Here is a 14,886-nt window from a genome sequence, read left to right on the forward strand (position 1 = left end):
AGGAAGAGTTGAACCATGAGTGCTGAATCCGCGCGCACCTCGAGCGCCCAGTCGGTCGCGTCCGCGATCGTCCCGGACGCCTCGGCGGAGCTGAGCGACCGCCTCGTCGACGGGCTGCAGCGCGTCAACGCACGCCTCGACGTCGTCGTCGACCACGACAGCCCGCTCGTGCGTGAGGCCAGCCACCACCTCGTGGACGCCGGCGGCAAGCGTTTCCGCCCGATGCTGACGTTGCTCACCTCGATGCTCGGCACCGGCATCAGCGACGAGGTCGTCGACGCGGCGGCCGGCGTCGAGCTGACGCACCTCGCCTCGCTGTACCACGACGACGTCATGGACGAGGCCGACATCCGCCGCGGTGTGCCGAGCGCCAACGCAGTGTACGGCAACTCGACGGCCATCCTCATCGGCGACCTGCTCTTCGGCAAGGCATCCGAACTCATCGCCCACCTCGGCCCGGAGGCCGTCATCCTGCAGGCCCGGACGTTCGTGCGCCTGTGCGCCGGCCAGATCGAGGACGAGCGTCAGACACCCGACGGCGCCGACCCGATGGAGTACTACCTCAAGGTGCTCGCCGACAAGACGGGCGTCCTCATCGCCGCCGCCGCGCAGTACGGGGCGATGTTCTCCGGCTGCGACGAGCGCACCGTCGAGGTGCTGGGCCGCTACGGCGAGCTCGTCGGGCTCGTCTTCCAGCTGAGCGACGACATCCTCGACATCGCGAGCGAGGCCGAGACTTCGGGCAAGACCCCGGGCACCGACCTGCGTGAGGGCGTCACGACGCTGCCGACGTTCTACGTCAACGCCTCGAGCGACCCCGCCGACGCGCGCCTGAAGGCACTGCTCGCGAGGCCACTGACGGACGACGCCGAGCACGCCGAGGCCCTCGAGCTGCTGCGCGCGCACCCCGCCATGGAGCAGGCCCGCGCGCACACGCTGACGACAGCGCGCGAAGCCGCCGCTCTCATCGACGAACTCGGCGAGGGCGAGGTGCAGGACGCGCTCAAGGAGGTTCCGCTGAGCGTCGCGACGCGTTCGGCGTGACGGGCGCCGGTGCGGGGAGAGTTGAGACCACGTGCTGACACCGCGCTCCGTCCCGAGGCGTGAACGCCGGGTGTTCAGCAAGTGACCATCTGGGTGTCGAATGTGGTGCAAGACACATGTCCAGTTCAGGGGGCGTTAGAGTCGCAGTTATGCCTCGGCTAGACATCGAAACGCGACGCGCGCAACTCATCCAGGCGGCCGTCGCGATCGCCCTGCGGGACGGCCTGGACAACACGACCGTCCGCCGTATCGCGACGGAGGCGGGCGTCTCGCTCGGCACCGTCCACTACTGCTTCGACAGCAAGAAGGCGCTGCTCGAAGCCATGGTCGAGTCGATCGCGACTCGCGACATCGAGGCGGCGTCACTGCCGTTGCCGGACGACGTCTCGCCCGTCGACGCCATCCGCGCCGCGTTCCGCTACTACTGGTCGATCAGTGGTGCGCAGGCGGACCGGCAGCGACTCGTCTACGAACTCGTCGCCTACCTCGTGCGTCAGGAAGACTCGGGCCCCGAACTCGCGCGCCGCATCTTCGCCACGAACTACGCGATCGTCCACGACTTCGTCGAGACCTTCCAGACACGCTGGTCGAACGACCTCGGCATCCCGACCGAGGTCGTCCAGCGCATGGTCATCGCCATGACGGACGGCGTCGCCCTCGCCTGGCTCGCCGACGGTGATGACGACAAGGCGCTCGCCGTCCTCGACGCCTTCGCCGGCCTGTTCGCCGACCGAGTGTCCGCGTGAGCGTCTTCGACACACCGTTGGGGCCGATCAGGGCGCCGACGGCCGTCCTCGACCGCGCGGCGTTCACGCGCAACCTGACGGCGCTACGCGACGTCGCGACCCCCGTGCCGCTGCGCATCGCGACGAAGTCGATCCGCGTGCGCGCGCTCATCGAGGAGGCGTTGCGCCACGACGGCGTCAGCGGTCTGCTCGCCTATTCGGTCGCCGAGGCGCGGTGGCTCCTGTCTCACGGGCTACGTGATGTGCTCGTCGCCTACCCGAGCGCCGACGTCGTCGCGATGCGCGCCATCGCCGACGACGAGGAGGCACGCGCCACCGTCACGCTCATGGTCGACTCGCCCGAGCACGTCGCGATGATCGCGCGCGTCGCCACGCAGGCGGGGGTCGTGCTGCGCGTGGCCATCGACGTCGACATGACGTTCAAGGTCGGTCCGTTCACCGCCGGAGCGCACCGGTCCGACGTGCGTACGCCCGAGGACGCCGTCAGCCTCGCGCAGTGCATCGAGCGGACGCCGGGCGTCGAGCTCGTCGGCTGCATGTTCTACGAGGCGCAGATCGCCGGCGTGCCCGATTCGACGCCCGGTCACCGCCTCATGAAGTGGGCGTCGATGCGCGAGATCGAGGGCCGCCGACGCGCCGTCGTCGACGCGCTGCAGGCGTACTCCGACCTCGAGATCATCAACGGAGGCGGCACGGGATCGGCGCACATCAGCGGGCGTGACGGCGTGCTCGGCGACATCGCCGTCGGCTCCGGGCTGTTCGCGCCGCGTCTGTTCGACGGCTACCGCGCGCTACGCACCGAACCGGCCTGCTGGTTCGTCTCACCCGTCGTGCGCAAACCCGACCCGCAGACCGCCGTCACGTATTCGGGCGGCTACATCGGCTCCGGGCCGCCGTCACGCTCGCGGGTGCCGGTGCCCGTGCATCCGCGTGGGCTCAAGTACTACGGCCAGCTGGGCGCGGGGGAGGTGCAGTCGCCGCTGCACGGAGCGTCCGCGCGCGGGTTGAGCATCGGCGACCACGTGTGGTTCCGCCACTCCAAGGCGGGGGAGATGTGCGAGCGGTTCGACTCGATCCTCGTCGTCGAGAACGGCGCCCTCGTCGACGAGGTCGCGACCTATCGGGGAGAAGGGCAGAACTTTGGCTGAGTGGAGCAACTGGGCCGGCAACGTGACGGCGACGCCGCGCGAGGTCGTCACGCCGCGATCGCGCGACGAGGTCGTTGCGCTCGTGCAGCGCGCCGCGGCGTCGGGCGGGCGGGTCAAACCGGTCGGTGCAGGGCACTCGTTCACGGCGATCGCGGAGCCCGTCGACGTCCAGGTGCGTCTCGATGCGCTGAGCGGCATCGTCGTCGACGAGGCGACGAACCGGGTGCGCATCAAGGCGGGGACGCACCTGTACGACCTCGTCGAGCGGCTCGCCGAACACGGGCTCGCGCTGCCCAACATGGGCGACATCGACCGTCAGACGATCGCGGGGGCGGTCTCGACGTCGACGCACGGCACAGGGCTCGGCTGGACCGGGTTCGGCGGCGCCGTCGTCGGCGGCGAGATGGTGACGGGCACCGGCGAGGTTCTGCGCTGGAGCGACGGCGGGGAGAACGCCGACCTCGTGCCGGCTCTCGCCGTCACGCTCGGGGTGCTCGGGGTGATCACCGAGGTCGAGATGCAGTGCGTGCCGGCGTTCACGCTGGCCGCGACGGAGGGCCCGTCGACGATGACGGCGGAGTTCGCCGGCCTCGACGCGACGCTCGCCGAGATCGACCACTACGAGTTCTACTGGTTTCCGCACACCGACAAGGTGATGACGAAGCGCAACGTCCGCGGGGGCGGTGACGCGGCGGTGAATCCGCTGCCGCGCTGGAAGGGACGACTCGAGGATCAGTTCCTGTCGAACACCGTCTTCGGGTGGCTCAACGAGCTCGCGGTGCGACGGCCGTCGCTCGTGCCGCGCCTCAACGACATCTCCGCCTCGACGCTGTCCGCGCGCGAGTTCTCGGATCGCTCGCACGCCGTGTACGCCTCACCGCGAACGGTTCGGTTCCGCGAATCGGAGATGGCCGTGCCGCTCGAGGCCGCAGAGCCGATCCTGCGGGAGATGCAGCGGTGGGTGGAGCGCACCGCCGAACCCGTCGCGTTCCCCGTCGAGGTGCGCTGGGCTGCCGGTGACGATCGCTGGATGTCGACGGCCAACGAGCGTGACAGCTGCTACATCGCCATCCACCAATACGTGAAGGCCGACCACCGCGCCTACTTCGCGCACTTCTGGGACGTCGCCCGCGAACTCGGCGCGCGCCCTCACTGGGGCAAGATGCACGACTACGACGCCGACTACCTGCGCTCGGTCTACCCGCGTTTCGACGACTTCGTCGCCCTGCGCGATCGTCTCGACCCGCAGCGGGTGTTCGCCAACCCGTATCTGGAACAGGTGCTCGGGGCCTGACGGCTGGGCGCACGGGGCCGAGCCGGGCCGAACACGAGCGAAATCGGTGGGATCGAGCGCTGCAGTGCTTGATCCCACCGATTCGCTCGATCGTGGTTGGTTGTCCACAGGGCGACGTCGTTCGCCCAGCACGCCGTGCCCTCGATGGGCGACAGTGTGAGAGTGAATCCGCCACCCGAGCTGCTGCGGCAGCGAATGCAGCACGGACCCCATCATCTGCACGTGAGTGAACTCGCCACCCATGGGCTGACGCATGACCACGTCCGACGCTGGGTCCGTGACGGTTGGCTCGAATCGCTCGGCAACGGCAGCTATCACATCGTGACGCCGCCGACGTCCGAGAATCCGGCGGTGTGGCGCCGCGAATTGGCGCGACGCCGTGTTGCCGCCACGCTCACGGCACTGCCAGACGTGCTTGCCCTCTATGACCGTCGCAAGGGGGGTGAGCATGGCGCGCGTCGTCGTCGATCTCGCGGACGCCCGGGTCGAGTCGCCGGGGGAGAGCCGGCTGCGCTGGTTGTGCCACACCTACGGGATCGCCTTGGAGCCGCAACACCCGATTCGCGACGAGACGGGCGGCGTCTTCGCCCGGGCTGATTTCCGGGTTGCAGTACTCGTGTCCTCATCGAGTTCGACGGGCTCGGCAAGTACGACAGCCCGCGCGCCCTGCAGGCCGAGAAGCTGCGTCACCTGCGTCTTGAGCGTCTTGGCTTCATCGTCGTGCGGTTGACGTGGCATGACCTCGCTGACCCGGCGCGCGTCGGCGCCATGATCCGAGTGGCTGCGTGTTCAGGCGGCGGCTGCGACGCGTCGGGCGCGGCGGCTGCGGGTGGCGTGCTGCAGCGAGTCGAGCGTCAGGGCGACGAGGGCGAGCCACACGAGGCCGAAGCCGACCCAGCGTCCGGCACTGATGTGCTCGCCGAGTACGAGCACGCCGCACAGCAACTGCATGATCGGCGTCATGAACTGCAGCAGCCCGATCGTCGTCAGCGGGATGCGACGGGCAGCGGCGGCGAACAGCAGCAGCGGGATGGCCGTCGCGACGCCGCTGAAGGCGAGCAGAACGCTGTGCGAGACGCCGTGCCCGCTCCACGTCAGATCCTTCGACGGCAGCACGAACAGCAGCAGCGCGGCGGCCAACGGCGCGAGGACGACGGTCTCCGCTGTCAGCCCTTCGAGGGCGCTGAGGTGGCCGCCGATGCGCTTCTTCATGAGGCCGTATGCGGCGAACGACAGCGCGAGGGAGATGGAGATCCACGGCGGGCTGCCGTAGTCGATCGCGAGGTAGACGCACGCGACGACACCGATCGCGACGGCGAGCCACTGCAGACGCCGCAGCTTCTCACCGAGCACGAGGACGCCGAGCATCACCGTCACGAGAGGGTTGAGGAAGTACCCGAGCGCGGCCTCGGTGACGTGGCCGCTCGTCACGGCGACGACGTAGATCGTCCAGTTCGCGGCGATGAGGAGCGCCGCGATCGTGATGGCGCCGAGCCTGCGCGCGTCCCTGAACAACCCGCCCAGGAAGCCCAGATTGCGGGTGATCGCCAGCAGGACGAGACACAGCAGCAGCGTCCACAGGATGCGATGGCTGAGGATCTCCCACGCGCCCGCCGGTTCGAGGGCATGGAAGTACAGCGGAAACAGACCCCACGCCAGGTAGGCGAGGAAGCCGTAGATCGTGCCTTGGCGCTGCTCGTCAGCCACGCTTCTCCATCGGTCGTCGGGCCGGGTGATCCCGGCGGGGCAGGTGACACCGGTCAGTGCATCAGAAATCTATCCATTCTCGGTTTTCGTCTCGCGCTGGATGTTCGTCTCACGCAGGCGCCGCGCCAGCCCTGACGCTCGGCGCACCGGGGTGCGCACCGCGTGCTCGATGGCGTCGTCCGTGCCGACGACGGTGAGGTGCGCACTCGCGCGGGTCAGCGCGGTGTAGAGCATCTCGCGCGTCAGCAGCCGCGAACTGACCGGCGGCACGATGACCGTGACGTGCTCGGCCTGGCTGCCCTGCGCCTTGTGCACCGTCATCGCGTGCATCGTCTCGACGTCGGCCAGGCGCCACGGTGAGAACTCGGTGCGTTTCTTCGTCTCCTCGCCCGCCTTCTGCCCGCGGTCGACGAGGACGACGAGGTGCCCGCCCGCGTCGATGACGACGCCCGTGTCACCGTTGAAAAGCCCGAGGCTCGGGTCGTTCTTCGTCACGATGACGGGCCGGCCGACGTACATGCGGCCCGCCACGATGTCGACGCCCCGATCGGCGAGCGAGGCCTCGACGAGGCGGTTCCAGCGGGCGACACCGTACGGTCCGGTGCGGTGCGCGCACAGGAGACGGTGGTGACGCAGGGCGCCCAGCGCCGCGTCACGATCCCCGGCAGCGGCCGCCTGACGCAGCTGCCACGCCGATTCCGCGACGTGCGGCAGCGCGGCCAGGTCGACGTCGCCCTCGCTGAGGTGTTCGACGTCGCCGCGCCCACCGCGCAGCACCGCGGTGACGCCCGCGACCTGTTCGTCCGGCGTCGGCGCCGCGAAGGCCAGCGCGAGATCGCGGCGGGATTCGCTGAGCCGGTGATGCGTCGTGAGGCGCACGATCTGCGCGTCGTCGAGCCCGGAGACGAGGTCGCTCAGCACCGAACCGGCCTCGACGGATGCGAGCTGATCGGGGTCGCCGACGAGGAGCAGGCGCGCCGTCGGCTTGAGCGCTTCGAGCAGGCGCGCCGTCATCGCGAGTGACAGCATCGACGCCTCGTCGACGACGACGAGATCGTGCGGCAGCGGGTTGCTCGCGTCGTGCACGAAGCGCTGCGAGTTCGTGCGATCCCACCCGAGCAAGCGATGCAGGGTGATGGCGTCGGGGGCCGCGTCGGGGCCGACGCCGTTCTCACGCAACGACTCCGTCATGCGCGCCGCCGCCTTGCCGGTGGGAGCCGCGAGCGCAAGGCGTAGGTCGGCTCCGAGCCCCGCGTGGGCGGCGCGGATGATCGCAGCGAGCGTGTAGGTCTTGCCCATGCCCGGGCCACCGGTGAGGACGGTCAGCGATCGCGTCAGGACCGAGTGCACCGCTCCGCGCTGCGCGTCGTCGAGCGCGATGCCGGCGATGGCCGCGTCGGCCTCGGCCTGCGACTGCGTGGTGAGGGGAGCCAGCAGTGATTGCCGCTGTGCGATGAGGTCGGCGATGAGGTTCTCGTCGCGGTCGTGACGATCCATGATGAGCAGCGGCGGATCTGCGGCGTCCGCGCCGTCGCCGCGCAGGTGCACGACGCCTTGGTGCGCGAGCGCACTCGCACGCACGAGATCGGCGAGGGCCGCAGGGTCGGGCACGGCGATCACCTCGGCGAGCGTCGCCACCGCGAGGTCGACCTCGTCCTCCTGGTCACGCGCGACCTCGGCGCCCGTCTTGGCGACGCCTGTGAGGTCGAGCGCGCTCGATCCTTCTCGGGCCGCGCGTACGGCGAGAGCGAGCAGCGCGAGCGGCCACCCGTCGCGTTCACCCACGGCGCGGGCGATGCGACGGGCCACGAGTTCGTCGCCGCGGCTGACGAACTCGTGCTCGGCGAGGACGTCGAGTGGGTGGCGTCCGTCTGTGCGACCCGCGTCAGGTGCGACAACCGCCGATTCGGGCGCAGTCTCGACATGGTGGTCGGTCATCGCTGACTCCCTCGCTCGCGACCGTCGATGATGGCGGACAGCGCGACGACGAGCGCTGCCGGTGGGCGCCACGTGAAGACGCCGAAGGGGGTGTCGTCGTCACCGCGGGGCGTGTCAGCCCCCGCCATGCCACGCACATAGAGATACATGACGCCGCCGAGGTGGGTCTCGGGGTCGTAGCCGGGCAGGCGCCAGCGCAGGTAGCGGTGCAGGACGACGGCGTACAGAATCGCCTGCAGCGGGTAGGACGAGTGATTCATCGCCGCGGCGAGGGCCTCGGGGCCGTAAGCAGACAACGTGAGCGGGGCATCCGGATCACCCAGGCGGTTCGTCTTGTAGTCGACGACGAAATAGCGCCCGCCGTGACGGAACGTCAGGTCGATCGAGCCGGTCAGGTACCCGCGCAGCGTCTCCTCGCCGAGCAGGGAGGCCTCGAGATGGTCGGCGTAGGGACGCAGCGGGTCGTCTTCCGGCAGGTGACGGCGCAGGACGTCGGCGAACGCACGCAGGGTCGCCCGGGCGTGGGGGGTGTCACCGCCACCGAGGGGGATCTCGAAGTCCATCTCGGCGATGCGGTCGCTCATTGCGATCCGACGCAGGCACACGTCGTCGGCCAGGGGCCCGAACGGGGTGGCGAGCACCCCGCGCAGCGCTTCGACGAGGGCGTCGACGTCGACGTCGGCCGGCCAGCGCAGCTGTTGTTCGACGATGTGCCGGTGCAGCTCGGCGTCGAGGTCGTCGGCCTGGAAGTCGGCCTCCTCGAGCACACCGTGCACGAGCGAGCCGAACGTCGCGCCGAGCGGCTGGTCGTGCATGGGGGAGAGAGCGTCATCCCCCGGGACATCGGGCGCCGACGGTGCCTGCGGCAGCGCGAGGTCGACGTCCGGGTCGAGCTGGGCGCCGACGGCGTCGGGCTCGCTGACGACGCCCGCCAGCTCGTCGGCGCGCTCGCCGGCGGCCGACAGCGCGGAGTACGACGTGCGTCGCCAGGACGTGTCGACGAGGCGTGGGTCGAACCGTGAGAGGTTCATCTCGTCGCTCGAGACGGCGACGTGAACGGGCGTCGGCTTGGCGCCGGGCACGACCTCGGTGAGGGTGAAGGCCCGGTGTTCAGCCCAGGTCTGGAGGGTCTCGAACAGCTTGTCACCGCGCGGCAGGCCGTTCTGCTCGGTCGTGGTGATGACCTCGCTGCCCTTGTCGCTCGTGCGGCGCGTCAGCAGTTCTCCCAGCGACGCGGCGTCGGCGGCCTGACCGAACAGCAGCCGGTGCAGAGCGCTCTTCGAGGTACTGCGTGCCGTCGGTGCCCACCACAACACCACCTTGCTCTGCGCGCGCGTCATCGCCACGTACGCGAGGCGCATCTCCTCGCCGGAGGCCTCCTCGTGCGATCGCGACGCGTTGATGACGCCCGGATCGAACGAGACGACACGGCCCGCCTCGGTGTAGACGATGTCGGGAACCGAGCGGTCCTTGTCCCATCGGTTCCACAGCGTCGGCGCGAAGACGATGGGGTACTGCAGCCCCTTGCTCGCGTGGATGGTCGACAGTGTCACGGCCTGCGCGTCGGAGTCGAGACGCATGAGGCGCGCGTCGGCGGTGACCTTGGCATCCGCGGCGCTCTGCTCCTGCACCCACGCGACGAGCGCCGCGATGCCGCCGCCGGTCGCGAGCTGACGCTCCGTCAGCAACTGCGCGCAGTGCTCGATGTCGGTGACGTCGCGTTCGCCGCCGACGCGGGCGAGGAGGCGTTCGAGCATGCCGTGCGCTCGCAGCGCATCCACGACGGCGGGGATGCCGCCCTCGTCGAACTGCGCCGCGAGCGCGTGGACGAGTTCGGCGGATTCGTCGGCGTCGGCCGTCTCGAGTGCGTCGATGCGGGCGACGTCCCAGCCGATGAGGGGCGTCAGGCACGCCGCTCGCACGCGCTGCGCGCGATGGGGTTGTTCGAGGGCGAGCAGGAGCTCGAGCCACCAGGCCCCGGCGCTGCTGCGCAGTACGGAGTCGCCACTCATCATCACGGCGGGGATGCCGGCGGCACGCAGCTGCTCGCGGACCTGGAGCAGCTGTGCGTGGGTGCGCGCGAGGACCGCCATGTGGTGCGGCGCGAGCGGCGCGTCGCCGAACGTCGTCCCGCTCGCCAGCAGCTCGCTGGCGCGCACCGCGAGGTCGTGCGCGACGGCGCTGCGCGCGCCAGCTGCGGGCAGCGGGTCACCGTTGACCCAGCGCATCTCGATCGGCGCGGCGTCGCCGACGAGGCGGGACGTCTCGCGGTCGGCGGTGACGGGGTGCGCGACGATGCCGGGCGAGAGCGTCACGTTGCCCATGAGGCGGCCGAGGGCGTCGACGAGCGGGCCGTCGCTGCGGTAGTTCGTCGGCAGCGTCGAACGGTGCTCGGCGGTCTGCGACGCCCGCAGGTAGGTGTGGACGTCGCCGCCGCGGAAACCGTAGATCGCCTGCTTGGGGTCGCCGACGAGGATGAGGGAGCGGCCCGCCTCCGAGAACGCCGTCTGGAAGACCTCCCATTGCACGGGGTCGGTGTCCTGGAACTCGTCGACGAGCACGACACTCCACCGCGCCCGCATCCGTTCGCGGGCGATCGACGGGGTTGCACGCAGTGCGGTGCGCAGGTCGACGAGCAGGTCGTCGTACTCGAGGATGCCGGCGCGGCGCTTGCGGCGCGCGTACTCGTTGCGCAGCGCCTCAGCGAAGTCGATGACGGCGCGTTGGCTGTCGTCGGCGGGCGCGTCGAGGGCGGCGCCGGTGTTCGTCAATACGCAGTGGCCGATGAATCGTGCCCGCTCGTGCGAGAGGTCGAACGACGGATCCTGCGCGCGGCGGGCGACGTAAAGGTCGTCGATGACCTCGTCGCGCAGGCCGGTCGTGTCCTCGACGAGCGTCGCGAACGAGTCGGAATCGCCGGCGACGCCGAGGCCCTTGAGCACGTCGTGGCAGAACTGGTGGATCGTCGCGATGAGCGCCGAGTCGAACGACGCGAGCGCCCGGGCGAGGCGGTCGCAGCGCTCGGCGAGCATGCCTGGGTCGTCGCTGCGCAGGGCTGCGACGAGGACGCCGTCGTCGTCGCGGGGCGCCTGCCGCAGCCGCGTGAGCACGCGTTCGAGCTGTTCGCGCACGCGTTCGCGCAGTTCTTGGCTGGCGGCGCGGGAGAACGTCACGACGAGCAGTTCCTCGAGCGGTAGCCCCTCCTCGGCCACGAGACGGGTCACGAGGGCGCTCAGCGTCCAGGTCTTGCCCGTTCCGGCGCTCGCCTCGATGAGGGTCGTGCCGTGCGGGATGGGCGCCGTGACGTCGAACTGCGCGGACGGCGGCGGCGCGGGTGCCCCGAGCGGGTTCGTCGCGACGGGTGCTGGGGTCTCGGTCATCGCCCGATCGGTCCCTTCTGGTCGAGCAGCGGCATCCACAGCCGTTTGCTCCGGTCGATGAACACGTTGCCCGCATTGAGCCGGTCGAGTGAGGGCACCTGTGGCGCGTAAACGCGCTGCCACCAGGGGTCGTCGCGTTCTCCCTCGCGATCGAAGGTGCCTTCCCAGACCGGGCGGGCCTTGCTCGCCCCGACGTTGAGGGCGAGTTCTTCGGTGGCGTTGCGCGAGCGTCGCCCGGTGCGGTAGCCATCGATGAACGCGAGCGACGTCTTCGCCGGCACCGGCAGGGGCGCGCGCAGACCGTCGAGGCGCAGGGCCGCGAGGTCGGTGAGCGCGCCGAGCGGGTCATCGGGTGCGGTGAGGCGGCACTCGCCGTACTTGCCGCGCACGGCGGCGCTCCACTCCTGCCCAGGACGCGAGGCGGCGACCGCGAGGACGCTCACCCAGGCCCGCGCGAGGTGCCGAGCACTGACGGAGCTGTAGTTGACGATCTGGATCTCGTCGCCGATGACGTGCGGGACGACACCCGTCAGCCGGACGGAGGCCGGCCCGCTCGGCCCGTTGAGCGTGAGGGGGATCGACACGTCGATACTGCGTCGCTCACCCGGCGGCAGGCCCTGAAGGATGGCGCCGACCTTGCGCGTGATGTCGCCGATCTTCGACGGCAGCGGGCTCGGTGGCAACGCGCCACTGTGGCTCTCCTCGGCGCTCGCCTGCTCCAGCGGCACCCCGCTGAGGGTGCGACGCAGGAGGCGATCGCCGACGGCCCACTGTTCGAGCGGGTCGAGGTCGATCGGTAGCGCATCCTCGGTCTCGTCGGCCTCGTACGTGACGCCCGTCTGCAGCCGGTCGGACAGGAACGTGCGGGCCGGGTTCTCGATGAACCTCACGAGCTCGTCGAGGGTGACGTCACGGGGTTCGCGGGCCGGCAGCAGGCCGGTGAGCAGCGGCGGCAGCGAGGTCTCGTCGGCGACGTCGCGTCCGCTCTCACGCGCCTGCCGCAACGAACGCGCGCCGGCGAGCGCGGCCGCGTCGTACGAGCCACCCGGCAGGGGTGAACTGAACGTGAAGTTGCGTTCGTCGAACGGTTGCAGCGGGTGGACGAACTCGAAGGGGTGACGCTCGGCATCCTCGGGGGTCGGCGCGCCGGTCGCGGCGGCCGCGGCGATGAGCTCCTGCAGCGGGACGGCGGGCGGGCGGCGAGTGCCGTCACGCTCGTCGAAGCCCGAGTAGAACGCGATGAGGTGCTTGCGCGACGCCATGACGGCATCGAGGAGCAGTTGCCTGTCCTCACTGCGCGGGTCGCGCTCGCCGAGATGAGGGTCGCGAGCGAGCGCGTCGTCACCGTCGACGACGAAGGAGCGGGGGAAGCTCTCGTCGTCGAGGCCGAGCAGGATGACGGCCTGGTGCGGCACCGAACGCATCGGCGTCAGCGTGCACACGCTGACGGCGCCGTTGCGGAAGTTGCTGCGCGACGGGCGCGGGCCCCAGCGCTGCTCGAGCATGACGCGCATGTCGGTGAGGCGCAGACCGGTGCGGGTGCTGCCCTCGGCGAGGAACGCCAACTCGCGCTCGAACGCTCCGAGCTGCCACGCCTCGTCGCGTGACGGAGCAGCGACGGCGCCCACGTGACGCCGCAACCAGTCGAACCATTCCTGCGGCGTGAAACTGCCCCGGGTAAGGTCGACGCCCGCTGAGCTCGTGCCGCGCACGGCCTTGGCGGCCGCCGTCACCTCCGTCATGAGGGTGACGAAGGCGCTCGCCGTCTCGATGTCGGAGGTGCCCAGATCGTCGATCGGCAGCAGGGCGCCCGCCGGAGCTTCTGTGTCGGCGCTCATCGCGACGCCGAGTGCGAGCCGGTCGAGAGCCAGCGTCCACGTGTTGGCCGGCATCTCGAGGAGGCCGTACTCGCGGCGGTGCTCGGCGTCGTAACCCCAACGTGCACCGCTCGTGCGCACCCACCGGCTGATGCGGTCGAGGGCATCCGTGTCGAAACCGAACTTCTGGCGCACGGCGGGCAGGTGCGCGAAGTCGAGCACCTCGGATGCGGTGGCGCGCCCGCCGGCGAGGCCGAGCAGTCTCAGGGCCACCTCGGCGAGGGGGTTGGTGGCGGCGAGGCCGCGGTCGGCGAGCTGCACGCGCAGACGCCGACCGGGATGGTGCGCGCCGTCGTCGTCGACGGAGGCGAACGCCGCCTTGATGAGCGGCGCGTACGTCTCGACGTCGGGGCACATGACGACGATGTCGCGCGGCTGCAGACTGCCCTTGGACTCGTCGAGCAGCCACAGCAGCGTCTCGCGCAGTGCGTCGACCTGACGGGCCGGGCCGTGACAGGCGTGAACCTGGAAGGAGGTCGTGTCGTCGATGGTCGAGACGGCGCTCGGGGCGCGGTTGGCGCGGATGTCGGCCTGCAGCTGCTCGAGGCGCGTGCCGGCAGCAGCCCCGCGCGAGGATCCCTCACCGGCAGGCCCCTGCCCAAACGGGGCGGCCGCCGGTGCGCTCGCGTCCTCGACGTCGCGTCGCAGCAGCGTCAGTTCGAGTTCGCGGACGTCACGCCCGAGCGTGGCGAGCAACGGGTGCTCCGCGGCGCGCGCGCTGTCGTCGTCGCGGCGCCGGAGGCCGCCGGAATCGAGCTGGCGCAACCGCTGCCAGAGGGCGTCGCTCGGGTGCGGCAGCCACAGGTGCGTCTCGTGACGTGCGGCGATCGCTTCGAACAGGTCGAGTGTCGCCGTCGACACCCGCGTGTAGCCGAAGAAGTTGACGCGCCGCGGCAGGGACAGCGTCAGCGTGCCGTCGCGCAGGCTGGTGCACACGCGGTCGAGCCGCGCGACGGGCGACTCGTCGATGCCGTGCGCGCGCGCCACGTCGAGCACGTCACGCCACAACCGGGGCTGCCACGCGAGGTCGGGCGCGACGTCGCCGCCGGCACCGCTCTCCCAGGCACGAACGAGCGCGGGACGCTCGTCGCTGTAGCGCGCGAACAGCCCCGCGAGGCGCCGCGCGACCGCGTACCGACGAGACTGGCGGGCACGGTGGAACCACGCGTCGTTCTTCGACGCGCCGCCGGGCAGCGCATCGGCCCCGAGGTGGTGGGCGAGCGTCTCGAACCCGGGGCGCTGCACGGCCGCGTCGACGGCTTCGAGGACGAGCCAGGCGAGCCGGTCGGGGTGCCACGGGTCGTCGAACTCGCGCTCGAGGGCGAACGACATGAACGAGTACGGCGTGTGGACGCTCAGCCCGGCGCACACCCCGTCGTCGCCGATGTTCGCGCCGAGCTCGTGCGCGAGACGTTGGCTCAGCCAGCGCTCGACGCCGGGGGAGGGCGCGATGACGAGTTCACGGTCGAACACGTCGAGCGGATCGCTCGCGAGGAGCGAGCCGAGCTGCTCGGCGAGAGCGGTCGGGGAAGCTTCCCGATGCAGGATGAGTGCCACGTCACAGACAGTAGACGCTGCCTCCGACAACCGCGGGATTCCGGGGTTCTTGCGTCCCATCGGCGACATCGCACCTGCCGGCAGGAGCCTATGAACGCCACGGCTGCGGGTGCGGGCCTTCAGCCTCGACGAACTCCCGTCGGTGACAGGGGCAGACAGGCTCCCCACTCCATCTGTGAGAGGGCAGCCGCATGA

9 protein-coding genes are annotated in these 14,886 nt (G+C 70.6%); 4 read left to right on the top strand and 5 right to left on the bottom strand.

From position 1 onward, the window contains the following. Positions 1 to 15: 15 nt before the first annotated feature. The 4 genes from EDC82_RS03165 (at position 16) to EDC82_RS03180 (ending at position 4,232) form a co-directional block, all read left to right on the top strand. Positions 16 to 1,044 (top strand): polyprenyl synthetase family protein, encoded by a 1,029-nt coding sequence (locus EDC82_RS03165; RefSeq protein WP_131940606.1) that lies wholly within the window; start codon positions 16 to 18, stop codon positions 1,042 to 1,044. A gap of 149 nt (positions 1,045 to 1,193) precedes the next feature. Next, positions 1,194 to 1,790, top strand: coding sequence for a TetR/AcrR family transcriptional regulator (locus EDC82_RS03170; RefSeq protein ID WP_062258326.1), 597 nt, complete (start codon positions 1,194 to 1,196; stop codon positions 1,788 to 1,790). After that, positions 1,787 to 2,938, top strand: a complete 1,152-nt coding sequence (locus tag EDC82_RS03175; RefSeq protein WP_062258324.1) for an alanine racemase — start codon at positions 1,787 to 1,789, stop codon at positions 2,936 to 2,938. The genes EDC82_RS03170 and EDC82_RS03175 overlap by 4 nt, the downstream gene beginning before the upstream one ends. After that, positions 2,931 to 4,232 carry a D-arabinono-1,4-lactone oxidase gene (locus EDC82_RS03180; protein ID WP_082740880.1) on the top strand — a complete coding sequence of 434 codons (1,302 nt, stop codon included), beginning with the start codon at positions 2,931 to 2,933 and terminating at the stop codon, positions 4,230 to 4,232. The genes EDC82_RS03175 and EDC82_RS03180 overlap by 8 nt, the downstream gene beginning before the upstream one ends. A gap of 528 nt (positions 4,233 to 4,760) precedes the next feature. Here EDC82_RS03180 and EDC82_RS03185 read toward each other — a convergent pair. From EDC82_RS03185 to recC, 5 genes are all read right to left on the bottom strand, one after another. Then, the gene (locus EDC82_RS03185) at positions 4,761 to 4,970 is read right to left on the bottom strand and encodes a hypothetical protein (protein ID WP_062258321.1); all 210 of its coding nucleotides are present in this window, start codon (positions 4,968 to 4,970) and stop codon (positions 4,761 to 4,763) included. A gap of 51 nt (positions 4,971 to 5,021) precedes the next feature. Next, positions 5,022 to 5,939, bottom strand: coding sequence for an EamA family transporter RarD (gene rarD / locus EDC82_RS03190; RefSeq protein ID WP_006946240.1), 918 nt, complete (start codon positions 5,937 to 5,939; stop codon positions 5,022 to 5,024). A gap of 69 nt (positions 5,940 to 6,008) precedes the next feature. Continuing rightward, entirely contained in the window at positions 6,009 to 7,877 is a 1,869-nt protein-coding gene (gene recD, locus EDC82_RS03195) for an exodeoxyribonuclease V subunit alpha (protein ID WP_062258319.1), read from the bottom strand. Then, complete coding sequence (locus EDC82_RS03200) at positions 7,874 to 11,257, bottom strand: UvrD-helicase domain-containing protein (RefSeq protein ID WP_131940608.1); 3,384 nt, start codon at positions 11,255 to 11,257, stop codon at positions 7,874 to 7,876. The genes recD and EDC82_RS03200 overlap by 4 nt, the downstream gene beginning before the upstream one ends. Next, positions 11,254 to 14,691, bottom strand: coding sequence for an exodeoxyribonuclease V subunit gamma (gene recC / locus EDC82_RS03205; RefSeq protein ID WP_160126180.1), 3,438 nt, complete (start codon positions 14,689 to 14,691; stop codon positions 11,254 to 11,256). Before recC ends, EDC82_RS03200 begins: the two co-directional genes overlap by 4 nt. Positions 14,692 to 14,886: the final 195 nt, after the last annotated feature.

It is taken from the genome of Dermacoccus sp. SAI-028, assembly GCF_004346775.1.
Taxonomy (GTDB): domain Bacteria; phylum Actinomycetota; class Actinomycetes; order Actinomycetales; family Dermatophilaceae; genus Dermacoccus; species Dermacoccus nishinomiyaensis.

Bases quoted from the DNA above. Each gene is read 5' to 3' on its own strand.
- EDC82_RS03165 (WP_131940606.1), top strand. From the start codon at position 16: ATGAGTGCTGAATCCGCGCGCACCTCGAGCGCCCAGTCGGTCGCGTCC.
- EDC82_RS03170 (WP_062258326.1), top strand. From the start codon at position 1,194: ATGCCTCGGCTAGACATCGAAACGCGACGCGCGCAACTCATCCAGGCG.
- EDC82_RS03185 (WP_062258321.1), bottom strand. From the start codon at position 4,970: ATGCCACGTCAACCGCACGACGATGAAGCCAAGACGCTCAAGACGCAG.
- recD (WP_062258319.1), bottom strand. From the start codon at position 7,877: ATGACCGACCACCATGTCGAGACTGCGCCCGAATCGGCGGTTGTCGCA.
- EDC82_RS03200 (WP_131940608.1), bottom strand. From the start codon at position 11,257: ATGACCGAGACCCCAGCACCCGTCGCGACGAACCCGCTCGGGGCACCC.